The organism is Pseudomonas sp. E141, from assembly GCF_052659885.1.
Genome location: NZ_CP084024.1, coordinates 50,403 through 75,391 on the forward strand (window position 1 = coordinate 50,403; position 24,989 = coordinate 75,391).

Genomic DNA, 24,989 nt, shown 5'->3' on the forward strand with positions numbered 1-24,989 from the left:
TGTCACAAAAAATCTGCTGATGATGCGCAAGGCCCCGTATTTCGGGGCTTTTGCTTTTGTTTGTGCGGTTTCTTCGAGTTGGGCTGATTGGTTTTGACGGGGGGGCGCATGTGCCATTGCGGTTCTCAGTGCATCGATGCGGTGCATCAAGCCTTCAAAAGCATCGCGAGCAGGCTCGCTCCCACAAGATAGTCGCGACACCGCAAACCTTTGTGGGAGCGAGCCTGCTCGCGATTGGCCTTCAAGATCAGTGAAGGGCTAAAGGCTGCTCAGCCCTCATCCCCCTCATCATCATCCCCGCCATCAACCTTCATCCCCAATTCCTTGATCTTGCGGGTCAAGGTATTGCGGCCCCAGCCCAGCAGCACCGCGGCGTCGCGACGGCGGCCGGCGGTGTGCTTGAGGGCGGTCTCGATCATGATGCGTTCGAAACTCGGTACGGCGCTGTCCAGCAGGTTCGATTGGCCGCGGGCCAGGGCCTGGTCGGCCCACTGGCGCAGGGCCTGTTCCCAGTTGGTCACCGGGGCCGAGTCCTGCGGCAGGCTGAGCAGCTCCGGTGGAAGATCGCTGATGTGCACTTCGCGACCGGACGCCATCACCGTGATCCAGCGGCAGGTGTTCTCCAGCTGGCGCACGTTGCCGGGCCACGGCAGGTTCTTGAGGTATTCCTCGGTTTCGCTCTTGAGCAGTTTGGGCTCTACCGCCAGCTCCTGGGCCGCGCGGCTGAGGAAGTGCCGGGCCAGGGTCGGGATGTCTTCGCGACGGTCCGCCAGGCGCGGGATATGAATGCGGATCACATTCAGGCGATGGAACAAGTCTTCGCGGAATTTGCCCGCGTGGACCAGGGTTTCCAGGTTCTGGTGGGTCGCGGCGATGATGCGTACATCGACCTTGACCGGTGTATGGCCGCCCACCCGATAGAACTCGCCGTCCGCCAGCACGCGCAACAGCCGGGTCTGGGTGTCAGCCGGCATGTCGCCGATTTCGTCGAGGAACAAGGTGCCGCCGTCGGCTTGTTCGAAGCGCCCGCGCCGCAGGTTGGCGGCGCCGGTGAACGCGCCTTTCTCGTGACCGAACAGCTCGGACTCCATCAGGTCCTTGGGGATCGCCGCCATGTTCAGCGCAATGAACGGTGAGGCCGCCCGTGGACTGTGGCGGTGCAGGGCATGGGCGACCAGTTCTTTACCGGTGCCCGATTCGCCGTTGATCAGCACGGTAATGTTGGAGTGGCTCAAGCGCCCAATGGCGCGAAACACTTCCTGCATTGCCGGCGCTTCACCGATGATTTCCGGGGTGCGCGCCAGCGCAGGCACCTCTTCCATGCCCTGTTGTTCCTGGGCGTGCTGGTTGGCGCGCTTGACCAGTGACACGGCCTCATCGACGTCGAAGGGCTTGGGCAGGTACTCGAAAGCACCCCCCTGATAGGACGCCACAGCGCTGTCCAGGTCCGAATGGGCGGTCATGATGATCACCGGCAGCCGTGGGTGCTGCTCGCGAATCCGCGCCAGCAGGTCCAGACCGCTGGCGCCGGGCATGCGGATGTCGGAGATGATGACGTCCGGCTGCTGACGGGCCAGACGGCTCATCACTCCGTCGGCGCTGTCGAAGCTCTGGGTGGTCATGCCTTCCTGTTGCAAGGCTTTTTCCAGGACCCAACGGATAGAACGGTCGTCATCGACGATCCACACGGTTTCACTACGGCTCATGTCGATGTGGCTCCTTGTTCCAGTGGCAGGAAGATCGAAAAGGTGGTGTGGCCCGGATGGCTCTCACATTCGATCAAGCCCTGATGCTGACTGATGATGTTTTGGGTAATGGACAGGCCCAGCCCGGTACCGTCAGGGCGGCCGCTGACCATGGGAAAGAAGATGGTTTCCTGCAATTCCGCGGGAATGCCCGGGCCGTTGTCGATGATTTCGATCTTGGTCACCAGGCGATGACGCACATGGCCGATGGTGAACTGGCGCATGGCGCGGGTGCGCAGGCTGATGCGGCCCAGGCGCAGCTCGTTCTGGCTGCTGATGGCCTGCATGGCGTTGCGCACGATGTTCAGCACCGCCTGGATCATCTGCTCGCGATCGATCAACACATCGGGAATGCTCGGGTCGTAGTCGCGCACCAAGGTGATGCACCCCTGGCTCTCGGCTTCCACCAGACTGCTGACGCGCTCCAGCACTTCGTGAACGTTGCACATCGCCAGGGACGGCAGCTTGTTGGAGCCGAGCATGCGATCCACCAGATTGCGCAAGCGGTCGGCTTCTTCAATGATGACGTTGGTGTAGTCCTTGAGACTTTCTTCGGGCAGCTCCCGGGCCAACAGTTGCGCCGCGCCGCGAATCCCGCCGAGGGGGTTCTTGATCTCATGGGCCAGGCCGCGCACCAGCATCTTGCTGGTTTCCTGCTTGGACAACTGAGCCTCTTCCTTGGTGATGCGCAGCAGGCGATCACGGGGATGCACCTCCAGCAGCAACAGCGTGGCACCGTTGTTCAGGATCGGTGTTACCGCGTAATCCACGGTCAGTGTCTGGCCAGTCAGGGCGGTGAGCATCGCTTCGCGCTTGGTGAACGGGTGCGCCTGTTCCACTGCCTGGCGCAAGGAGTTGAGCGCCTCGGCCGATTCGGTGAACAGCTCGCTGATGAACTGCCCGTGGCTGCGCTGGCCGCTGACGGCCAGCAGCATCTCTGCCGCCGGGTTCATGTACTCGAGCCGCAGTTCGGCATCGAGCAGGATGGTTGCGGTGGTGAGGTTATCGAGTAGCAAGCGGTGTAGTGCGTCGCTAATGGTCATCAGGACCTCTTTTGGAGCGTAAGCAAGCACGCGTATGACGCGCCGATACAAGGAAAATGCAAAAACCAAACCAAGGCTCCGAAAAGAAGCGTTTAGAGCCTCAAACGAACCTTTTTCGCCCGATTGCGTGGCGTTCTGCCAGCTTTTTCGGGTACTTTCGAACCAAAATGGGCTGGAATTTGAGTAGGGTGCAGACGCTTGCACCAATATAGTGCGCCATCCAGGCGGGCGTTAGAAGAACGGCAGGATGCTGCTTTGCTCTTCTGCGGGCTTGTCGGTGAGGGGGCATTCGGGACGCTGGCCGTAGTCGGCGGTGGCGCAGGGTTTGATGCGGCGTTTCTGCGCCAGGGAAATGCGCTGCATGTGGAAGGGCTGGTTGGCGGTACGTTCGACGATACGGCCCTGCTCATCGAGAATCTCTACCGCCAGATGATGGCTGCCCCGATCAATGTTGCTCAGCGCGAACACTGGGCTGGGTCCCGGTTCGCCTGTGGGGTTGCCATCCAGTAGCAGGCGGTAGCGGTGGCCTTTTTGCAAACCGGGTTCGCTGGTGACCGTGACGATCAGTTCCCCCGCTGTGCTGCGTATCGTGGCATCCGGTTCAGGGATCAACAGTCGCAGCATTTCGTAACGGAACATGGGATCGGGCTTTTTTTCAGGCGCCGACGCCGAGGCTGCGCCGGAGGGCGGTGTCGCCATCCGGTTGGCGGGCGGCAGTTGCACTTTCTGTGCGTTACCGGGACGCGGTTGATCGGTGAAGACGCGATTGCCCTGGGCGTCGATGTAGGTATAGACCTGCGCTGCCCCCAGCCCTGGCAGTACGGCCAGGCACAGCGCGAGCAGCCGGCGGATCATGGGCGGTGCACCCGTTGCACGGTGAAGATGACGGTTTCGCTCTGTTGCACAAGATGTTCGCCGTCGATGACCTGTACCGCCAGGCTGTGCTCGCCCCGGTCGATATTCACCAATTGCAGGCGCGGCACGTTGCTCGGCTGGCCATAGGGCTGGCCGTCCAGCAACAACCTGAACAGATGGGGGCTTTGCAGACGCGGCCGAGCCAGGACGCCAACGGTGAAGGTGCCGTTGTTGGCGCGCAGGGCCTCTTCGCTGGGGATGTCTGTCAGCTCCAGGGTTTCGTAGGCGTTGCCTGGCTCGTCCCGGTTCGCGGCAGGCGCAGCAGCGTTCGGGTTGGTCGGGGGCTGGGGTTCGACACTGTTGAGTGGCGGCAGCTCCACTGCCTGGGCCGGTATGCCATCGGGCGGCTGGTTGCTATAGGCGGTGTTACCGTCGGCGTCGGTGTATTTGTAGATCTGTGCGGCGGCTGGCAGCGCCAACAGCATTAACAGCAACAACAGCAACCCTGGAAAGCCACGACCCATAAAATCAACCGAAAACCGAAAGTGTTGGATTGCAGCATAGGTCAGGGGAGGCGGTTGGCCCAGGTTGTTGCATGCAATCCCTTGTGGGGGCGGTGTTCATAGCCTCCAGGTTCAACACTGGACCCCTGTTGGAGCGAGCCGGCTCGCGATGACGGAGTGTCAGTCACACAAGTGGTAGATGGGCTGGCCTCATCGCGAGCAGGCTCGCTCCCACAGGGGAAAGATGTGTGGGCTCAGGATTTTGTGAGGACGCACAGCTCTGCGGTCGCCCGAACCAGCGCCATTTGCCGCAACGGGTCGTTACTGACGGTATGGGTGGCCTGGGCCAGCCATTGCGGGCATTGCGGGTCGGTGCGGTAGGGGCTGAAGTCGGCCAGTTGTTGCAGCAGGCGTTTTTGCAGTTGATCCAGTTGCGGGCGGATCTGCCCAACCAGGTCCGGGCGCGGCGCGGCCGGGGCTTTGCCTTGCAGTTGCCAGTCGGACAGATGCGCGTATTGCACCAGTTTGTTGGCTTCTATTTGTGCGGCGAAAAACGCCTCTACCGCTTCACTGCTCAGTTTGTAAGCCGGTGCCTGGGCGACGGCAGCGGCGATCACCTCGCGTTCGCGCTGGCGATCTTCCACCGGTTTGCGGCTGTCCCACTTGCTCAGGGCGACCTGATCGGCAATGGCCAGGCGCTCGCCTATGGTGCCGAGCAGTGGGGCGAGGGTGGCGGGTGCGGTGGCGGCCTGGGCGGCGGTGCCCAACAACGCGGCAGACAGAGCAAGGCAGAGTGAAAGGCGCGAAGTCATGGGTGATCTCGTCTTCGAATAGTGGAGGGCGCAGACAATCATGCACGTAACGTGCGTCCATAAAAAAGGCCTCCCGAAGGAGGCCTTTCTTTATTTCACGCCGTGCGTGGCGGCGCTTACTGGATTAGCAGCTGTAGTACAGCTCATATTCCAGTGGGTGTACGAAGGTGCGAACCTTGATTTCTTCTTCGCTTTTCAGTGCGATGTAAGCGTCGATGAAGTCATCGCTGAATACGCCGCCCTTGGTCAGGAACGCACGGCCCTTGTCCAGCTCTTCCAGGGCTTCTTTCAGGCTGCCACAAACCTGTGGGATTTCCTTGGCCTCTTCAGGCGGCAGGTCATACAGGTTTTTGTCGGCGGCATCGCCAGGGTGGATCTTGTTCTGGATACCGTCCAGACCGGCCATCATCAGTGCAGCGAAGGCCAGGTACGGGTTGGCAGCCGGATCCGGGAAACGGGCTTCGATACGGCGAGCCTTAGGGCTGTTGACGTAAGGAATACGGATCGAGGCAGAACGGTTACGAGCCGAGTAGGCCAGCATGACCGGTGCTTCGAAGCCTGGTACCAGACGCTTGTAGGAGTTGGTCGACGGGTTGGTGAAGCCGTTCAGGGCCTTACCGTGCTTGATGATACCGCCGATGAAGTACAGGGCAGTGTCCGACAGGCCGGCATAACCTTCGCCGGCGAAGGTGTTCTTGCCGTCTTTGGAGATCGACATGTGCACGTGCATGCCCGAACCGTTGTCGCCGTACAGAGGCTTGGGCATGAAGGTCGCGGTGCGGCCGTATGCATCAGCAACGTTGTGTACGCAGTACTTCAGGGTCTGGACTTCGTCAGCCTTCTTGACCAGCGTGTTGAATTTCACGCCGATTTCGTTCTGGCCGGCAGTCGCCACTTCGTGGTGGTGAACTTCGACGGTCTGGCCCATCTCTTCCAGTGCGTTGCACATGGAGGTACGGATCTCGTGGTCGAAGTCGAACGGTGGAACTGGGAAGTAGCCGCCCTTGATACCAGGACGGTGGCCTTTGTTACCGCCTTCCACGTCTTGGTCGGACATCCACGAACCTTGTTCGGAGAAGATCTTGAACATGGAACCGGAGATGTCGGACTTGAACTTGACCGAGTCGAAGATGAAGAACTCAGGCTCAGGGCCGAAGAAAGCGGTGTCGCCGATACCGGTGGACTTCAGGTATTCCTCGGCACGGTGGGCGATGGCGCGTGGGTCGCGGTCATAGCCTTGCATGGTCGAAGGTTCGATGATGTCGCAGACCAGGATCAGGGTCGGCTCTTCGGTGAACGGGTCCAGGACGGCAGTTTCGTCGTCCGGCATCAGGATCATGTCGGAGGCTTCGATGCCTTTCCAGCCAGAGATGGAGGAACCGTCGAACATCTTTCCGATTTCAAAGAATTCGTCGTCCAGCGCATCACGGGCCGGCATGGTCACGTGATGTTGAGTGCCTTTGGTGTCAGTGAAGCGCAGATCAATCCACTTGACGTCATGATCTTTGATGAGTTGAACCGACTTCGACATATGTCCTCCGGGTGGCTTCGGGCGGGTAATGGTGTGCCCTTAGATATGGGTGATGCCGGCGCGAATACTCTGCCAAGGCAACCTGCCTCACAAGGGAGCAATTTGCATGCCAGTGCCCCAGCATGGGTTTTTTGCACCAAATCCACGCTTTTATAGCCTGTATTCGCGGATTGTCGAACAATTGCGCACTGCAATGTGGCGTAACTTGCGAGAGATGACCTGTTTTGGTGCGTTGAAAACCGAGTGCACATTAACTGGTTAAACCTTGAGCAATTTCCGCTATAATCCGCGCCCCCCTTTTTCGGCTGGCCGTTCGCGCGCTGTTTTCATGAAACTAATCGTAAAAGTCTTCCCCGAGATCACCATCAAGAGCCGCCCGGTACGGATGCGTTTCATCCGCCAGTTGGCCAAGAACATCCGTGCCGTGCTCCGCGATCTGGACCCGGCTGTGGTGGTGAACGGCGTGTGGGACAACCTCGAACTGGAAACCCGCGTCAGCGAACCCAAGATTCTCAAGGAAATGACCGAGCGCCTGAGCTGCATGCCGGGCATCGCGCATTTCCTGCAGGTCGACGAATACCCGCTGGGGGATTTCGACGACATCCTCGCCAAGTGCAAGCTGCATTATGGTGATGCCCTGGCCGGCAAGATTTTCTCGGTGCGCTGCAAGCGCGCCGGCAAACACCCGTTCAGCTCGATGGACGTGGAGAGATACGTCGGCAGCCAGTTGCGCAAGCAGTGTGGCGCCGCCGGAATTTCATTGAAAGACCCGCAAATTGAAGTGCGCATCGAAATTCGCGACCAGCGGTTGTTCGTGATCCACAGTCAGCACGACAGCATTGGCGGGTATCCGCTGGGTTCGCTGGAACAGACCCTGGTGCTGATGTCCGGCGGCTTCGATTCCACGGTCGCGGCCTACCAGATCATGCGGCGCGGGCTGATGAGCCATTTCTGCTTCTTCAATCTTGGCGGGCGCGCCCATGAACTGGGCGTAATGGAAGTGGCGCACTTCATCTGGAAGAAGTATGGCAGCTCCCAACGCGTGTTATTTGTGAGCGTACCGTTCGAGGAAGTCCTGGGCGAGATTCTCGGCAAAGTCGATAACAGTCATATGGGCGTCATTTTGAAGCGTATGATGTTGCGTGCCGCATCCAGCATCGCCGATCGGCTGCACATCGATGCGCTGGTCACCGGCGAGGCGATCTCCCAGGTGTCGAGCCAGACGCTGCCGAACCTGTCAGTGATCGACTGCGTGACCGAAAAGCTGGTGCTGCGCCCGCTGATCGCCAGCCACAAGCAGGACATCATCGACACGGCCAACGAGATCGGCACCGCCGATTTTGCCCGGCACATGCCGGAATACTGCGGGGTCATCTCGGTCAATCCGAAGACTGCGGCCAAGCGCGGGCGTGTGGAGCATGAAGAGAAAGAATTCGACATGGCGGTGCTCGAGCGTGCGCTCGAAAACGCCAGGCTGGTGCCAATCGATCGGGTGATCGATGAATTGGGCCAGGACATACAGATTGAAGAAGTCGGCGAAGCGCTGGCCGGTCAGATCATCATCGACATCCGTCACCCGGACGACGCTGAAGACGACCCGCTGAGTATCGCCGGTATCGAGGTACAAACGATGCCGTTCTATGCAGTGAACGCGCGTTTCAAGGAACTGGACCCTACTCGCCAGTACCTGTTGTATTGCGACAAAGGCGTGATGAGTCGCCTGCATGCCCACCATTTGCTCAGTGAGGGGCATGCCAATGTGCGCGTTTATCGACCGAGCTAAGTGCCCGGGGCTGTTTGCCTGTGGCCTGCGTCACCGGCCCCCCGACGCCGCCGACAGGCTGTAACGGCTTTGTCGGACTCAACGTAAATCGCTGCCACGACCTGTCAGCACACCGAATCCTCTGATCGAGATACACAAGTGATCGAAAATCTACGCAACATCGCCATCATTGCTCACGTTGACCATGGTAAGACCACCCTGGTAGACAAACTCTTGCGTCAATCCGGCACTCTGGAGCGCAACGAGCTCAACGACGAGCGCGTGATGGACTCCAACGACCAGGAAAAAGAGCGCGGTATTACCATCCTGGCGAAAAACACCGCCATCAACTGGAATGGCTACCACATCAACATCGTGGACACCCCGGGCCACGCCGACTTCGGTGGTGAAGTAGAGCGCGTAATGTCGATGGTCGACTCCGTGCTGCTGCTGGTCGATGCCCAGGACGGCCCTATGCCGCAAACCCGTTTCGTGACCAAGAAGGCTTTCGAAGCCGGCCTGCGTCCGATCGTGGTCATCAACAAGGTTGACCGTCCAGGCGCGCGTCCGGACTGGGTTCTGGACCAGATTTTCGACCTGTTCGACAACCTGGGCGCCACCGAAGAACAGCTGGACTTCAAAGTCGTCTACGCCTCGGCCCTGAACGGTATTGCCGGTCTGGACCACACCAACATGGCTGAAGACATGACCCCGCTGTACCAGTCGATCGTCGACGACGTACCTGCGCCGAAAGTCGACCGTGACGGTCCGTTCCAGATGCAAATCTCGGCCCTGGACTACAACAGCTTCCTGGGTGTGATCGGTGTTGGCCGTATCGCCCGTGGTCGCATCAAGCCGAACACGCCGGTCGTGGCTATCGACGCCGACGGCAAGAAGCGCAACGGTCGTATCCTCAAGCTGATGGGTCACCACGGCCTGCACCGTATCGACGTTGAAGAAGCAGCTGCCGGCGACATCGTCTGCATCAGCGGCTTCGAGCAACTGTTCATCTCCGACACTCTGTGCGACCCACTGAACGTCGAAGCGATGAAGCCGTTGACCGTCGATGAGCCAACCGTTTCCATGACCTTCCAGGTCAACGACTCGCCATTCTGCGGTAAAGAAGGCAAGTTCGTGACCAGCCGTAACATCAAGGAGCGTCTGGACAAGGAGCTGCTCTACAACGTGGCACTGCGCGTTGAAGAAGGCGACTCGGCCGACAAGTTCAAGGTTTCCGGCCGTGGTGAGCTGCACCTCTCGGTCCTGATCGAAACCATGCGTCGCGAAGGCTTCGAAATGGGCGTAGGTCGTCCTGAAGTGATCATCCGTATGGTTGATGGCGTCAAGCACGAACCGTACGAAAACGTGACCATCGACCTGCCGGAAGAATCCCAGGGCGCGATCATGGAACAAATGGGCCTGCGCAAAGGCGACCTGACCAACATGGTTCCGGATGGCAAGGGCCGTGTGCGCCTTGAGTACAACATCCCGGCCCGTGGCCTGATCGGTTTCCGTAACGAGTTCCTGACCCTGACCTCCGGTGGCGGCATCCTGACTTCGATCTTCGATCGTTACGACGTGATGAAGTCCGGCGACATGTCCGGCCGTCAGAACGGTGTTCTGGTATCGGTTGCGACCGGCAAGGCACTGACCTACTCGCTGGAAACCCTGCAAGCGCGCGGCAAGCTGTTCGTCGAGCACGGCCAGGACATCTACGAAGGTCAAATCGTCGGCCTCAACAGCCGTGACAACGACCTGGGCGTGAACCCGACCAAAGGCAAGAAGCTCGACAACATGCGTGCTTCGGGCAAAGACGAAACCATCGCATTGGTTCCGCCGGTCAAGTTCACCCTGGAGCAAGCGCTGGAGTTCGTGCAGGAAGACGAACTGTGCGAAGTGACGCCTAAGTCGATTCGCCTGCGTAAGAAGATCCTTGGCGAAAGCGAGCGTACCCGCGCTGCCAAGAAAAGCGGTAACTGAGTTTCGACTTAGTTAATGGCTGAAAAAAACGCCCCTGATTGTGAGATCAGGGGCGTTTTTTTATGCCTGGAAGTTATGTAGTGGCTGTCAGGGCGCCATCGCGAGCAAGCTCGCTCCCACAAGGGATTCAGGTCGGACACAAAATCTGTATTCACCGCAAATCCCCTGTGGGAGCGAGCTTGCTCGCGATGGCGATGTTCCAGGCGCAGCTAAAACATCATTCGATCAGAATTTGTCCAACGTCCGCGGATTACGCTCGCGCTCCACTTCCTTGGGCTTGTAGGCGCAGTACCCCGGGCGCGGCCCGACCCGCGGATGGTTGCGGCAGGTATCCGGGCGCTTCTCATAAATGGTGCACAACCGGCTCTTGCGATCCAGATACAGGCAATCGTTGTTGCTCATGCGCTGGAGCGTGAAGATTTCGGATTTCTGGTTATAGCGCTCGACGATCCCTTCCTTTTGCAGGCGCTTGGCGATGTTTTTCGGCGGGTCGCCCAGTTCGAATTCATCGACGATACCGATCCGGATCAGGTCCTTGATCTTGACCTCCACCGGCAGTGTGCAGCAGCTCGACACGCAGGAACCGCACATTGGCGCGGAGTACTTGGCCCAGGTATCGATTCGGTCGATCTCCGCGGCGGCGATCAGGTTGGGCTTCATCATCAAGGTTTACCAGCATGCATCAGGGCGCGCGATCATACCGGGACTGGTGAAATTTTGAACGACCATCTGCCGGTTTTTTTTCGAGCCCGGTAAAACTCTCCCAGGACCGGCACGGCCCCTGCATTCATTCACCCATACGGCAATTCCCTGGCGGCGATTCTCCGTCGCCATGGAAAAACCAACGAACCTGCGCCTGTAGTGCCTGTCAGACCGTCTAGGCTCAGACAATTTCATGCTCGTTCGAGGTCTCATCAATGACTCAAGAACCACTTGTTCGCGAAGCCGAAGTGGCTGCATTTCGCGATGCCGTGTTGACCAAACTCACTTACGCCGTCGGCAAGGACCCGGATCATGCGTTTGATCACGACTGGTTCGAAGCCATTGCCCTGGCCGCCCGCGACCATATGGTCGAGCACTGGATGGACCACACGCGGCAGATTTACCGCAAGGGCCAGAAGCGCGTTTATTACCTCTCCCTGGAATTTCTCATCGGCCGCTTGCTCTATGACAGCCTGAGCAACCTCGGCCTGCTGGACACTGCGCGCGAAGCCTTGACCGAACTGGGCGTGGATCTGGAGCGCATTCGCCTGCTCGAACCCGATGCGGCGTTGGGCAACGGCGGCCTCGGCCGGTTGGCGGCATGTTTCATGGAAAGCATGTCCACCTTGGGCATTGCCGGCCATGGCTACGGCATTCGTTACGAGCACGGCCTGTTTCGCCAGGCGATTGTCGATGGCTGGCAGCAGGAGCAAACCGAACACTGGCTGGATTTCGGCAACCCTTGGGAGTTCGAGCGGCCGGAAGTGGTTTACCCGATCGGCTTCGGCGGCAGCGTCGAGACCGTGACCGACGCCTCCGGCAATACCAAGCAAGTCTGGTCTCCGGGTGAAACCGTGCGAGCCATCGCCTATGACACGCCCGTGGTGGGTTGGCGCGGTGCCAGCGTCAACACCCTGCGTCTGTGGCGCGCCCGCGCCATGGAAGAGCTGCACCTGGAACGCTTCAACGCCGGCGACCATTTGGGCGCCGTGGCGGAAGTGGCCCGGGCCGAGAGTATCTCCCGCGTGCTGTACCCGGCCGACAGCACCGAGGCGGGCCAGGAATTGCGCTTGCGCCAAGAGTATTTCTTCGTCGCCGCCTCGCTGCAGGATTTGTTGCGCCGTCATCGCAACATGCACACCTCGGTATTGACCTTGGGCGATCACGCGGCGATCCAGCTCAACGACACTCACCCGTCGATCGCCGTGGCCGAATTGATGCGCCAATTGGTGGACGTCTACGACGTGGCCTGGGACGCCGCCTGGCAGATCACCCAGGACACGCTCTCCTACACCAACCACACGCTGCTACCCGAAGCCCTGGAAACCTGGCCAGTGGGGCTGATGGAGCGCATGTTGCCCCGACACATGCAGATCATTTACCTGATCAACGCCCAGCACATCGATGCTCTGCGGTCCAAGGGGGTGCACGATTTCGACGTGCTGCGCGCGGTGTCGCTGATCGAAGAAGACAATGGCCGCCGGGTGCGCATGGGCAACCTCGCCTTTCTCGGTTCCCACAGCGTCAACGGTGTGTCCGGGTTGCACACGCAACTGATGCGCAGCACGGTGTTCTCCGAACTGCACAAGCTCTACCCTGAGCGGATCAACAACAAAACCAACGGCATCACGTTCCGCCGCTGGCTGTTTCAGGCCAACGCTGAACTGACTTCGATGATGGTCGATGCGCTGGGCCCGAGTGTGCTCGACAACCCCGAGGAGCGCCTGATCGAGCTGGAGCCGTTCGCGGATCAACCGGCGTTCCGCAAACAGTTCGCCGAACAGCGCCTGCACAGCAAAAAGGCCTTGGCGCATCTGATTCACGAGCGTTTGGGGGTTGCCGTGAACCCGGCGGCGATGTTCGACGTGCAAGTCAAACGGATCCATGAATACAAGCGCCAGTTGCTCAACCTGATGCACACGGTGGCGCTGTACCAGGCGATCCGCGCCGAACCGGAAGTGGACTGGGTGCCACGGGTGAAAATTTTCGCTGGCAAGGCCGCCGCCAGTTATCACCAGGCCAAGTTGATCATCAAGCTGACCAACGATATCGCCCGTGTGGTGAACAACGACCCGACCGTGCGTGGCCTGCTCAAAGTGGTGTTCCTGCCCAACTACAACGTCAGCCTGGCCGAGAGCATCATCCCGGCGGCGGACCTTTCCGAGCAGATATCCACGGCCGGTTTTGAAGCGTCAGGCACCAGTAACATGAAGTTCGGTCTTAACGGTGCGCTGACTATCGGCACCATGGACGGCGCCAACGTGGAGATGCATGAGCGCGTGGGCGGTGAGCACATGTTCATCTTCGGCCTGACGGCCGAGCAGGTGGAGGCCCGCAAGCAGAACGGCGAGTTCAGTGCCGCGCCGGACATTGCCGCGTCCCATCGCCTCAACGATGTGTTGCAGGCTATTCGCGGCGGGGTGTTTTCGCCGGACGATCCGATGCGCTACACCGGGCTTGTCGATTCGCTGGTGGATTACGATCGCTTTCTGGTCTGCGCCGACTTCGACTCTTACTGGGATGCCCAGGCCAGGGTCGAAGAACGTTGGCACGACGCCCAGCACTGGTGGCGTTCGGCGGTGCTCAACACCGCGCGCATGGGCTGGTTTTCCTCCGACCGGACCATTCGGGAATACGCCACCGACATCTGGAAAGCCCTGGAGTAGCAGTTGCAGGAAATGTGAGCGAAGCCCAACGGTGGTTGGGCTTGGTCGATATACTAAGCGCCAGTTCGCCGGGCTGTGTGGCCGGTTTAGTGCTTGAGGCGCCAGCAATCCATTGTGGGAGCGAGCCTGCTCGCGATAACGGTGTGTCAGCCAACCTGTTTGGTAACTGACGGACCGCTATCGCGAGCAGGCTCGCTCCCACAAGGTTTGTGTGGTTCCACTAGACTGAACCAGGCATCGCTTCACCCCGGTTACGCCCGCAAAGGGCCGCTTAGGGATATCGACCATGCAATGGATTTTGATGCTGTTGGGCCTGGCATTTGGCTGGGTGGTGGATGAGTCGTTCGCCGATGCGCTGATAGGCGCGTTGCTGGGCCTTGGCATCGCTCAGGGGATTGGTCTGCGTCGCCTCGGCGCCCACGCCGCCGAACAGCAGAACCAGTTGCAAACGGCCCAGCGCACCTTGAGCGCACTGGAGCAGCGGCTGATCGCGCTTGAGCGCAGCACGGTCGCAGCCTCCGAACCGTCGCCATCGCCCGAGATCGTCGTGGCCCAGGCACCGGAATCCGAAATCCCACCTGAGCCGGAGCTGGTCTGGGAACTGCCGCCTGACCTTGAAGCCCTTCCGGCGATGACCACACAAGCCAGTCAGCCGTTGCCCGACGACGTATGGAAGTCTGCGCCGGCCGCCCCCAAACCGGTCCAGCCGGAACCGGCTGCCCCTCGTGGTCCGAATCTGTTCGAGCGTGCCGTCGCGGGGGCGCGTAACTGGCTGTTTGGCGGTAATACCGTATTGCGGGTCGGGGTGGTGCTGTTGTTCCTCGGCCTGGCGTTTCTGCTGCGCTATGCCACTGAAGGCATGGTCGTGCCCATCGAGTTGCGTTATGCCGGCGTCGCGGCCAGTGCGTTGGGCCTGTTAGGCCTGGGCTGGTGGCTGCGCCAGCGCAACAGCAACTACGCGCTGATGTTGCAGGGCACCGGGATCGCCGTGCTGTACCTGACCGTGTTCGCCGCCATGCGCCTGCATCCGCTGCTCGACTCGAAAGCGGCCTTGGGCTTGCTGGTGGCGGTCACGGTGTTCTCGGCGATTCTGGCGGTCACCCAAAATGCCCTCGGCCTGGCTGCGGTGGCAGCATTGGGCGGGTTTGCCGCGCCGATCCTGACGTCCACCGGCAGCGGTAACCATGTCGCGCTGTTCAGCTACTTCATCCTGCTCAATGCCGGCATTCTGGCGATTGCCTGGTTCAAGGCCTGGCGCCTGCTCAACCTGATTGGTTTTGTCGGCACCTTCGGCATCGGTTTCGCCTGGGGCTTGCGCTCTTATGGGCCGGAACTGCTCTGGAGCACCGAGCCGTTCCTGATTGTTTTCTTCCTGATGTACCTGGCGATCGGCTTGTTGTTTACCCGACGCAAGCTGCTGGAAATGGGCGACGGGCCCGAGGACGAAGGCCGCGATGCGCTATTGCGCTGGTCGGCCCGCAAGGGCGACTACGTGGACGGCACCCTGTTGTTCGGCCCGCCCCTGGTGGGGTTCGGTCTGCAGTTCGCGCTGGTGCAGCATCTGGAGTTCGCCGCAGCGTTCAGCGCCCTGGCCCTGGGCATCATCTATATGGGACTGGCGCGGGTATTGATGGGGGGGCGCGCCGTCCTGTTGGCCGAAACCTGCCTGGCATTGGGGGTGATTTTTGCCAGCCTGGCGATTCCCCTGGGCCTCGATGCTCGGTGGACCGCGGCGGCATGGGCCGTGGAAGGGGCGGGGATTTTCTGGCTGGGCCTGCGTCAGCAGCGGCCTTTGGCTCGGGCTTTTGCCTTGCTGCTGCAACTGGGCTCGGCGCTGGCTTTTGTCAGCGAGTTGCGTCAGGGCGACAGCAGCCTGATCGATGGCGCCCCGCTGGGGGCGTTGATGCTGGGTGGCGCCTTGCTGTTCAGTTTCTACCAGTTGCGCAAGACCGCGCCTGAGCACGCCACACACTGGGAGCGCCAAGGCCTGCCGGTGCTGGCAGTGCTGGGCTTGAGTTTTCTCTATCTGCTGGCGCCGTTGTTCTTCTTCACTCACGGCACTGCCATCGCCTGGGCCTTGGCCGGTCTGGCGACGCTGTTCGCGGGCCTGCGCCTGCAATCGCGCAGCTTCCTGTTTACCGCGTTCGCAGTACAACTGCTGGGTGGCGCGTTGTTTCTGTTGCGTTTGCAGGGGGCCGAAGGGGATTCGACCGCCGTGTTCAGCGCTGGCTGGAGCGGTTTGCTCAGCGCCTCCCTGATCGGCCTGGCGCTGATTGGCGGCATGCTGTTGGCGGCACGCGATGACATGGTGCGCAACGATGTCCGATTGCTACGCGGGCTGTCGGTGGTGCTGCTGGCTGGGTTGGTGCTGATCAACCTTGCCGTGCTCTTCGTCCTGCCCTGGCAAACGGCGAGCGGTGTATGGGCGGCCAGCGGCCTGCTGATCATCTGGCTGAGCCTGTACCTGAAGCAGCGCGTGAGTTTCGTGTTTGGCCTGTTGTTGCAGTTGATCGGCGGCGCGGCGTTTCTTGCCGCCGGGTCGGCGCTGCTCGGGCCGCTGAGTGCCGAGGATCTGCGGCCCCTGGCCCACAGCGGGTTCTGGACGCCGCTGGTGCTGGGACTGGCGGCACTGGTGGGCGCATGGCGATTGCAGCGCGGCCATCCGTCGGCGGTGTTCCAGGCCTTGAGCTTGCAGCGGTTGTCCGAGTTGCTGCTGGTCTGGGGCGCAGGCTGGTGGGCACTGGCGTGGGGCAGCGAAGTGCTGCGCTTTGCACCGCAGCACCTGCAAGGTCATTTGATGCTGATCGTCGCGGCAATCAGTGTAGCGCTGTGGGCATTGCTGGCCCTGCGTTTGAAATGGCCGGCGATGGGGTTGCTATGCACCTTGCTGATACCTGTGGCCGGCTGTGTGCTGGTCGCGACCGGGCACAGCCGTTATCACCCGGCGGCGGATTTCGGCTGGCTGGCCTGGTTGGCCGTGTTCGCCGTGCATTTGCTTTCCCTGAAACGTCTGGCACCGCTGCTACCGGCCCGGGCGCGCAGCACCGCCCATGTGCTCGGTTGCTGGCTGCTGATCGGTGTGCTGGCGCTGGAGGTGCGTTACGGCCTGCTGTTGTTGTCCGAGCAGTACAACGCCTGGCGCTGGCTGGGTTGGGCGATGCTGCCGAGCCTGTACCTGGTGCTGATGGCCGCGCCGCGGGCCTGGCCGTGGCCGGTCTCGGCCCATCCACGCGAATATCGTGTGTACGCGGCGGCACCCCTGGCCCTGTTGATGCTGGGCTGGTTCTGGCTGGCCAACACCTTCAGCGACGGCAGCGCCGAGCCGTTGCCCTATGTGCCGCTGCTCAACCCGTTGGAGCTGGGCTTGCTGTTCGCCTTGTTTGGCGTCTACGCGTGGGCTCGCAGCGCGGTGGCGCAACTGGCAATCCGATGGGGTCATGCCGGACACGTCGCCCAGGTGATCGCCGGCGTGTCGCTGTTCGCGTTCTTCACCGCCGTGGTGATGCGCTGTGCCCACCATTGGATCGGTGTGCCGTTCGAGCTGGATGCGTTGCTCGAATCCATGTTTGTGCAGGCCGGGCTGTCCATCGTCTGGACCCTGATTGCCTTGGGCCTGATGATCGGCGGGCATCTGCGCCATCGTCGTGAGGTCTGGCTGATAGGTGCGGCGTTGATCGCCGTGGTGGTGGCCAAGCTGTTCTTTGTCGAATTGAGCAACCGTGGCGGTCTGGCGCGGATCGTGTCGTTTATCGGCGTGGGTATATTGCTTTTGGTGGTGGGCTACTTCGCGCCGCTGCCGCCAAAACGCCCGGAAGGGGGCTCGCGGACCGAGCCGCCAATACCTGTCAGTGAGGGAGTGTCGTCTTGAGTCACAAGTTGAGTCGCATCGGGTTGGGCGTGGTGGGGTTGTGGGTGGCCTTGTCGGTGACGGCCCAGGAACAGCCGGCGGACTTTGCCCATCAGGTGCCATTGGCCTTGAGCGGCGAGGGGCCCTGGTATCGCCTGGCGTTGCCCCTGGAGATTCAGTTGCAAGCGCGCCAGACCGATCTGAGCGACCTGCGGGTGTTCAACGCCGCCGGGCAGGCCCAGGCCTACGCATTGGTTCGCGAGACGGCCCGGAGCCGGGAACACAGCACCACCGACGTGAAGTGGTTCCCGTTGTACAACGCCGCCGATGACAACGAGCGCGCGCCCAGCGTACGGGTGCAATCGAGCGCCAACGGCACGCTGGTGCAGGTGCAACCGTCCAGCCGGCTCGAGGCGGGGGAGGAGGAACTGCGCGGCTGGCTGCTGGATGCCAGTGCGATCAAGGCGCCCTTGCAACAGTTGATCCTCGACTGGACCAGCGAGCGCGACGGCTTCCAGCGCTTCACCATCGAAGCCAGTGACGACCTGCAACACTGGCAGGCGTGGGGCGAAGGCCAGGTGGCGCGGCTGACCTTTGCTGATGAGCGGGTGGAGCAGCATGAGGTCAGCTTGCCAGGACAGCCGGCGCGTTATCTGCGGTTGTTGTGGGAATCGCCGTCATCGGCGCCGGTGTTGACCTCGGCCCAGTTGCAGAGCGGCAGTCGCGAGAGCCTGCCGTTGCCGTTGGTCTGGTCGCAGCCTTTGGCCGGTAGCACCACGAAGGCTGGACAATACACCTGGCAGTTGCCCATGGGGTTGAATGTCGAACAGGTGCAGGTCGAACTGAGCCAGGCCAACAGCCTGGCACCAGTGACCCTGGCCGGACGGCGTGAAAGCAGCCAGCCGTGGCAATCGCTGGGCAGCGGCTTGCTGTATCGCCTGACTCAGAACGGCCAGGATGTGTTGCAGAACCAACTGCAGCTGTCGGGGCAGACCGTGCAGCAATTGAAGCTGACGGTGGACGAACGTGGCGGTGGCCTCGGTGCCCAAGCGCCAGCCTTGCGTTTTGCCGTGCGCCCGACCCAAGTGGTGTTCCTGGCGCGGGGCGAGGGGCCCTACAGCCTGGCGCTGGGCAATGCGACGGCGAAAGCGGCCAGCCTGCCACTGGCCACGCTGGTGCCCGATTACAAGCCGTCACGCCTGGCGACCTTGGGTACGGCGACGCTGAGCGGTGCGGCCACCTCGACACCGGTTACCGCCGCCACGCCTGCGACCGTCGAGACCAACTGGAAGAAGATCGGCTTGTGGGCGGTGTTGCTGATCAGCGTACTGGTCCTCGCGGCGATGGCATTGAGCTTGCTGCGCAAGCCGCCGGTCAAAAACTGAGGTGCTGCGCACCCATCGCGAGCAGGCTCGCTCCCACACTGGATTTATGGCGTATACAAAAACTGTGTCCGCAGAAGATCAAATGTGGGAGCGAGCCTGCTCGCGATAGCGTCCTCTCGACAACAGAAATACCCAAGCGAGGCGCGACCCCGTGAACTCAATCCTCCATTCCCCGTCTCATAGGAGGAATTAAGTCCCGACTCGCGCTAAACTGCGCAGGTTTTTCCGCCCCCTATTCTTCGGAGCCGTCCATGTCCCGCGTTACCTTGAGTCGCTATTTGATTGAGCAGACCCGCAGCAACAACACCCCTGCCGATCTGCGCTTTTTGATCGAAGTGGTGGCGCGTGCATGCAAGGAGATCAGCCACGCCGTATCCAAAGGCGCCCTGGGTGGTGTCCTGGGCAGCATGGGCACCGAAAACGTGCAGGGTGAAGTGCAGAAGAAGCTCGACGTGCTCTCTAACGAAATCCTGCTCGAAGCCAACGAATGGGGCGGCCACCTGGCCGGCATGGCGTCCGAGGAAATGGACAACGCCTACCAGATCCCAGGCAAATACCCCAAGGGTGCCTACCTGCTGGTGTTCGACCCACTGGACGGTTCGTCGAACATCGATATCAACGCGCCAGTGGGCACCATCTTCTCGGTACTGCGTTGCCCGAACGAATACCTGAGCCAGAATGAAGCCTTGAATGAAAAGGCGTTCCTGCAGCCAGGCACCGAACAAGTCGCCGCCGGTTATGCCATCTATGGCCCGCAGACCATGCTGGTGCTGACCCTGGGCGACGGCGTCAAGGGCTTCACGCTGGACCGTGAGATGGGCAGCTTCGTCCTGACCCACGAAGACATCACCATTCCTGAAACCACCCAGGAATTCGCCATCAACATGTCCAATCAGCGTCACTGGGAAGCCCCGGTACAACGCTACGTGGGCGAATTGCTGGCCGGTGAAGAAGGTCCGCTGAAAAAGAACTACAACATGCGCTGGGTCGCCGCGATGGTCGCGGACGTACACCGCATCCTGACCCGTGGCGGTCTGTTCATGTACCCGCGCGACAGCCGCGAGCCGTCCAAGCCGGGCAAACTGCGTCTGATGTACGAAGCCAACCCGATGTCGTTCCTGGTGGAACAGGCTGGCGGTGCGTCCACTGACGGTCACCAGCGTATTCTCGACATCCAGCCCGAAGGCCTGCACCAGCGTGTGGCGGTGTTCCTTGGCTCGAAGGAAGAGGTCGCCCGCGCCACGGCCTACCACAAGGAATAAATCATGGCCCCACCTTGGCAGCCGTTGCTCGATTGGTGGTTTGGCTCAGCCAGATCGCCGGACGAAATAGCCGCTGACAAGGGCAAGCTGTGGTTCGGCAAACGGCATGATCGCCAAGCGCAAGAGCGCTTCGGCGATCAGGTCGAGCAGGCACTGGCCGGCGGATTGACCGACTGGGCGCAACGCCCCGAAGGCTGGCTGGCTCTGGTGCTGCTGCTTGATCAGCTCCCGCGGATGATCTTTCGCGACTCTCCCAAGGCTTTTTCCGGTGACCTGCGTGCCCAAGCGCTGGTGGCCCAAGGCATGGCGGCGGGGTTCGACCGGCAACTCGAACCTATCCAGCGGGTGTTCATCTACCTGGTGCTCGAACATTGCGAAAACCTGGCGGTGCAGAATGAAGCGGTGTCCCGTTTCATCGAACTGACCCGCGAGCAGCCCGAGGCGGATCGGGCGGTGTTCGAAGACAACCTGGATTACGCCGAGCGGCATCAGAAGATCATTGCGCGGTTTGGACGTTTCCCCCATCGCAATGCGGTGTTGGGGCGTGAGTCCACGGCTGAGGAAGTCGAGTTTTTGAACAGGCCTGGATCCAGGTTCTGATTTTGCTGTGAGGCTGATGCCGCCATCGCGAGCAAGCTCGCTCCCACAGGGATCTTTGTGGCAAAGAGATCTACTGTGGGAGCGAGCTTGCTCGCGATGGGGCCCGCCCGGGCACTAGATTCGGAAACTACCCACCAACTGCTTCAACCGCGCCGCTTGCTGTTCAAGGTCGGCACAGGCCCGCAATGTCGCTTGCAGGTTTTCCACGCCTTCCTGGTTCAGCGTGTTGATTTCGGTGATGTCGACGTTGATCGATTCCACCACGGCGGTCTGCTCTTCTGTGGCGGTGGCCACGGACTGGTTCATGCCGTCGATTTCACCGATGCGCTGGGTCACGCTGCCCAGGCGTTCGCCGGCCTGGTTGGCGATGCCGACGCTGCTTTCGCTCTGGCGCTGGCTGTCGGTCATGGTCAGGACCGCTTCCCGGGCGCCGACTTGCAGCTCCTCGATCATCTTCTGCACCTGCTGCGCCGAATCCTGGGTGCGATGAGCCAGGTTGCGCACTTCATCGGCCACCACCGCGAAGCCGCGACCGGCTTCACCGGCCCGGGCGGCTTCGATGGCTGCGTTCAGGGCGAGCAGGTTGGTCTGCTGGGAAATGCTGGTGATCACCTCAAGGATCTGGCCGATGTTCACCGTATTGTTGTTCAGGGTTTCGATGTTGCCGCACGAATCGCTGATCTTGGCGGACAACTGCTGCATGGCGGTGATGGTTTTATCCACCACGTGTTGACCGTCTTCGGCCAGGCTGCGGGCATCGCTGGAATGTTGCGAGGCGAGGGCGGCGTTCTGGGCGATTTCCTGGGCGGCGGCACCGAGCTGGTTGATCGCCGCGGCCACGCTGCTGGTGCGTGAAGCCTGCTGATCGGAATTGACCATCGACGAGTTGGACGCGCTGACCACACGCAGCGCGACTTCGTTGACCAGACCGGTGGCCGAGGCCACTTCGCGGATCGACGTGTGAATACGCTCCACGAAACGGTTGAACGACGTGCCCAGAGCGCCGAATTCGTCCTGGCCATGGATGGTCAGGCGGCGGGTCAGGTCGCCTTCGCCTTCGGCGATGTCATGCATGGCGCGGCCCATGGTCAGCAGCGGTTGCATCAGCACGCGGATCAGCATGCCCAGCAGGGCGATGATGAATACCACGGCAATCACCATGGCGATCAGCGCCGAAGTACGGAACTCGCTGAGCATCGCCAGGGCAGTGTTCTTGTCGAGCACCAGCGCCACGTACCAGTCGGCCCCCGGTACGCCGTTGACCCGCGTGAAGGAGAGGTATTGAGTCTTGCCGTCGAGCTCGACTTCTTTCATGCCTGGGCTGACGTGCAGTGCACCGTCAGGGTAGGCCTCGGCCAGGGTCTTGAGCACGCGCTTGCTGTCGGGGTGGATGAGGATCTTGCCGTCGGCGCTGACGATGAACGCATGGCCATGGCCGCCGAAATTCAGCGAGTTGATGATGGCGCTGACGCTGGACAGGTCGATGTCCGCACCGGCCACGCCGATCATCTGGTTCTGGTGCTGAACCGGGGTGGCGACGGTGATCACCAGTTTGCCCGACGAGGCGGCGATGTAGGGTTCGGTGACGATGGTTTGTTGGGCGCTGTTGGCGGCCTTGTACCAGCCACGGGCGCGGGGATCGTAGTCGGCCGCACGATTGCCGGCCGGTACCGAGAACATCACGCCGTCGGTGCCACCGAAATAGCTGAGCTGGAAGTTGCTGGTGTAGGCCGGTAGGCCCACGGCGCGCTTGAGACTATCGGCACTGCTGCCGTCCACGGCAATCTGCTGGGCCAACGATTGCAGCAATTGGGTGCGGCCTTCGACCCAGGTTTGAATGTTGCGGCTGGTCAGGCTGCCGAGCTCCTGCATGGAGGTCTCGGTGCTGGCTTGCAAGCCCTGGCGCTGACGGTAGTCGTTGAACAGGATGAAGCAGGCGAATGCAACGGCTACCACGAGCGCAGCAGCCAGCAGGATTTTGTGGCTGAATTTCATGTTTCTGGTCATTAAGAACGCTACCGCAGAGGAGCTGGTCAGGAAGGGGCGTCAATTTGCCATAACACCTGGCATCGCGCTGCTCTTTTTATCGGCTCCACAGCGCTTTGAATCAGGCGCGCGCAGGCTAAACCCGACGAAATACACGACGGCGTCACAAACGGGTTGATTCATCCATGAAACACCTGCCCAAAGCCCAACAAATACTGGGTTTGTCGGGGAACCAGATAGGGGTTTTCTCTTCTAAGGTTCTGGTTGGCACCCTGCCACCCCCTTCCGTTCCAGGAGTTACACCATGTCGCTGCGATCTATCGCCCTGTTGTCCTTGTGCGTCTTGTTGACGGCATGCAGCAAGGTCAACCAGGAAAACTATTCGAAACTGTCTGCCGGCATGCCCAAGGCCGAAGTCGAAGCGTTGTTGGGGAAACCGACCGATTGTTCGGGCGCGCTCGGCATGTCCAGTTGCACCTGGGGCGACCAGAAGAGCTTTATCAGCGTGCAGTACGCCGGTGACAAAGTGTTAATGTTTTCCGGCCAAGGCCTGAAGTAAACCGGGGCCACCGGCCCGCGGGAGAAAAATAATGATGCGGTTATTGTTAGTGCTTTTTGCCGGCCTGGTATTGGCTGGCTGTGCCACTTCTGGCGAAGACCCGTTGGCGCCAAAGACTGTCAACAGCGTCGACCTCAAGCGTTACCAAGGGACCTGGTACGAGTTGGCCCGTCTACCGATGTACTTCCAGCGCAACTGCGCGCAATCCGAAGCCCACTACACCCTAGAGCCTGACGGCAATGTGGATGTGTTCAACCGCTGCCTGACCTCGGACTGGCAGTGGGAAGAAGCCAGGGGCACTGCAACGCCTCAAGTGCCGGGCAAGACCGACAAGCTCTGGGTCGAGTTTGATAACTGGTTTTCGCGGATCGTGCCGGGTGTGGCGAAGGGGCAATACTGGGTCCTGTATGTCAGCGATGATTACAAGACCGCCATCGTCGGTGACCCGAGCCGTCGCTACATGTGGTTGCTGTCCCGAACCCCGACGGTCAATGGCGTTGTGCGCGAAGAACTGCTGAGCAAGGCGCGCCAGCAGGGTTACGACACGACTCGGTTGATCTGGCGTGCATCGGATCGGCAGATGGCCAAGACTTCGGATTAATGGCTACCCGAGATCAATGTGTGGGCGGGCGAGAGCCCAGGGGTAGCGAGGCGGGTTAATTCCAGTACGCTGGGCAGTTGCTGAAAACTTCCCGCCTCGACCACGCCAACCAGCCCGTACAGATCACTTAAGGCAACCGTTTGCGACGGTGGTATAGCGCTGTCGCTCAAGGGAAGACATGTAGCTGTAAATGAGACGCTGCATTGTGTCTATCTACAGGACTTTGCGTTATCTTGATGGCCTTTTGTTACTCTGCCCTTTGTATTGGCGGATAACGCTTTGCGCGCAAGGACGATGCATCGACCCATGACTGGTCGTCTGCCATAACCATGTCATTGATGGGCGTAGTCATGCAGAATAATTTTAATAATGCACCGCACATTCTCGTCATAGACGACTCCCCCGAGGAGTTGCGGGGACTGGTCGCGCTGTTGCGCCAACAGGCCTGGCGCTTGTCCATGGCGAGCGACGCCCGCCAAGGCTATCAACGTACACTGGCGTTAAAACCCGACCTGATCCTGCTCGATGTGCGCATGCCGGGTATGGATGGTTTCACCCTGTGCCGCCTGTTGCGTGAAGCGCCGGCTACTTGTCGCGTTCCAGTGATTTTCTTGACATCTGCCGGAGCTGTCGATGAACGACTCGAGGGGTTGTCGTTGGGCAGCGTGGACTATGTGCTAAAGGGGTGTGACCCCCACGAAATTCTGGCGCGCATTCGTATTCACTTGCAGTTGGCCTGGCGTGAAACCGTAACGGCGCAAAGCCCGGAGGATCGCGAGCCGGTGGGCAGCGACGAGGTGATGCTGCGCGCGGCCATGCGGTTGATTGCCCAGCACCTCGAGGAAATGCCATCGTTGGCGCAGATTGCGCGCAAAGTGGGCACCCATGAAAAGCGCCTATCGAGCATCTTTCGTGAGCATCTGGGGTCTACGGTTTTTGCTTATATCCGTGAAGCCAGGCTGCGCCGGGGGCAGGAACTGCTCGCCGAAAGTGCCATGGATATTCAAGGCATTGCCGATCAGATCGGATTTCGTAGCGCCTGCAACTTCACAACGGCGTTTCGTGAGCGGGTTGGCATGACGCCCAGCCAGTACCGCCAGCAAGCCCAGAGCAAGGGCTCGGCACCGCGAGCTGCCGAAGACCGGTGAGG

18 protein-coding genes are annotated in these 24,989 nt (G+C 60.8%); 10 read left to right on the top strand and 8 right to left on the bottom strand.

The window, feature by feature from the left end; translation table 11 throughout:
• Positions 1–269: 269 nt before the first annotated feature.
• From ntrC to glnA, 6 genes are all read right to left on the bottom strand, one after another.
• Entirely contained in the window at positions 270–1,706 is a 1,437-nt protein-coding gene (gene ntrC / locus GKKCFE_RS00275; protein WP_047226913.1) for a nitrogen regulation protein NR(I), read from the bottom strand.
• Complete coding sequence (gene glnL, locus GKKCFE_RS00280; protein ID WP_047226914.1) at positions 1,703–2,788, bottom strand: nitrogen regulation protein NR(II); 1,086 nt, start codon at positions 2,786–2,788, stop codon at positions 1,703–1,705. Before glnL ends, ntrC begins: the two co-directional genes overlap by 4 nt.
• Positions 2,789–3,019: 231 nt before the next feature.
• Positions 3,020–3,643: a DUF4124 domain-containing protein gene (locus GKKCFE_RS00285; protein WP_439125322.1), complete on the bottom strand. Its 624-nt coding sequence runs from the start codon at positions 3,641–3,643 to the stop codon at positions 3,020–3,022.
• Positions 3,640–4,167, bottom strand: a complete 528-nt coding sequence (locus tag GKKCFE_RS00290; protein WP_445577349.1) for a DUF4124 domain-containing protein — start codon at positions 4,165–4,167, stop codon at positions 3,640–3,642. The genes GKKCFE_RS00285 and GKKCFE_RS00290 overlap by 4 nt, the downstream gene beginning before the upstream one ends.
• Before the next feature lie 233 nt (positions 4,168–4,400).
• Positions 4,401–4,958: a chorismate mutase gene (locus tag GKKCFE_RS00295; RefSeq protein ID WP_445577350.1), complete on the bottom strand. Its 558-nt coding sequence runs from the start codon at positions 4,956–4,958 to the stop codon at positions 4,401–4,403.
• A 124-nt stretch (positions 4,959–5,082) separates the two neighbouring features.
• Complete coding sequence (gene glnA / locus GKKCFE_RS00300) at positions 5,083–6,489, bottom strand: type I glutamate--ammonia ligase (RefSeq protein WP_014336114.1); 1,407 nt, start codon at positions 6,487–6,489, stop codon at positions 5,083–5,085.
• A 328-nt stretch (positions 6,490–6,817) separates the two neighbouring features.
• Between glnA and thiI the strand changes: the two genes are divergently transcribed.
• Complete coding sequence (gene thiI / locus GKKCFE_RS00305; RefSeq protein WP_047226917.1) at positions 6,818–8,272, top strand: tRNA uracil 4-sulfurtransferase ThiI; 1,455 nt, start codon at positions 6,818–6,820, stop codon at positions 8,270–8,272.
• Between the two features lie 138 nt (positions 8,273–8,410).
• Positions 8,411–10,231 (top strand): translational GTPase TypA, encoded by a 1,821-nt coding sequence (gene typA, locus GKKCFE_RS00310; protein ID WP_047226918.1) that lies wholly within the window; start codon positions 8,411–8,413, stop codon positions 10,229–10,231.
• A 225-nt stretch (positions 10,232–10,456) separates the two neighbouring features.
• Here typA and GKKCFE_RS00315 read toward each other — a convergent pair whose 3' ends face one another.
• Complete coding sequence (locus GKKCFE_RS00315; protein WP_047226919.1) at positions 10,457–10,894, bottom strand: YkgJ family cysteine cluster protein; 438 nt, start codon at positions 10,892–10,894, stop codon at positions 10,457–10,459.
• A gap of 254 nt (positions 10,895–11,148) precedes the next feature.
• Between GKKCFE_RS00315 and GKKCFE_RS00320 the strand changes: the two genes are divergently transcribed.
• From GKKCFE_RS00320 to GKKCFE_RS00340, 5 genes are all read left to right on the top strand, one after another.
• Entirely contained in the window at positions 11,149–13,599 is a 2,451-nt protein-coding gene (locus GKKCFE_RS00320) for a glycogen/starch/alpha-glucan phosphorylase (protein ID WP_076383354.1), read from the top strand.
• A 286-nt stretch (positions 13,600–13,885) separates the two neighbouring features.
• The gene (locus GKKCFE_RS00325; RefSeq protein ID WP_445577351.1) at positions 13,886–17,467 is read left to right on the top strand and encodes a DUF2339 domain-containing protein; all 3,582 of its coding nucleotides are present in this window, start codon (positions 13,886–13,888) and stop codon (positions 17,465–17,467) included.
• Complete coding sequence (locus GKKCFE_RS00330; protein WP_445577352.1) at positions 17,464–18,831, top strand: DUF3999 domain-containing protein; 1,368 nt, start codon at positions 17,464–17,466, stop codon at positions 18,829–18,831. The genes GKKCFE_RS00325 and GKKCFE_RS00330 overlap by 4 nt, the downstream gene beginning before the upstream one ends.
• A 251-nt stretch (positions 18,832–19,082) precedes the next feature.
• Positions 19,083–20,093: a class 1 fructose-bisphosphatase gene (locus tag GKKCFE_RS00335; RefSeq protein ID WP_047226923.1), complete on the top strand. Its 1,011-nt coding sequence runs from the start codon at positions 19,083–19,085 to the stop codon at positions 20,091–20,093.
• A gap of 3 nt (positions 20,094–20,096) precedes the next feature.
• Entirely contained in the window at positions 20,097–20,693 is a 597-nt protein-coding gene (locus GKKCFE_RS00340) for a DUF924 family protein (RefSeq protein WP_445577353.1), read from the top strand.
• 114 nt (positions 20,694–20,807) lie between these two features.
• On the opposite strand, the gene GKKCFE_RS00345 is transcribed toward GKKCFE_RS00340, so the two are convergent.
• Positions 20,808–22,700 (bottom strand): methyl-accepting chemotaxis protein, encoded by a 1,893-nt coding sequence (locus tag GKKCFE_RS00345; RefSeq protein WP_445577354.1) that lies wholly within the window; start codon positions 22,698–22,700, stop codon positions 20,808–20,810.
• Between the two features lie 283 nt (positions 22,701–22,983).
• On the opposite strand from GKKCFE_RS00345, the gene GKKCFE_RS00350 reads away from it, so the two are divergent.
• The 3 genes from GKKCFE_RS00350 (at position 22,984) to GKKCFE_RS00360 (ending at position 24,987) form a co-directional block, all read left to right on the top strand.
• Positions 22,984–23,238, top strand: a complete 255-nt coding sequence (locus GKKCFE_RS00350; protein ID WP_047226926.1) for a lipoprotein — start codon at positions 22,984–22,986, stop codon at positions 23,236–23,238.
• 31 nt (positions 23,239–23,269) lie between these two features.
• A complete protein-coding gene (locus tag GKKCFE_RS00355) occupies positions 23,270–23,839 on the top strand; it encodes a lipocalin family protein (protein WP_186658416.1) in 570 nt (189 codons plus the stop codon).
• Positions 23,840–24,189: 350 nt separating this feature from the next.
• Positions 24,190–24,987: a response regulator gene (locus GKKCFE_RS00360; protein ID WP_445577355.1), complete on the top strand. Its 798-nt coding sequence runs from the start codon at positions 24,190–24,192 to the stop codon at positions 24,985–24,987.
• Positions 24,988–24,989: the final 2 nt, after the last annotated feature.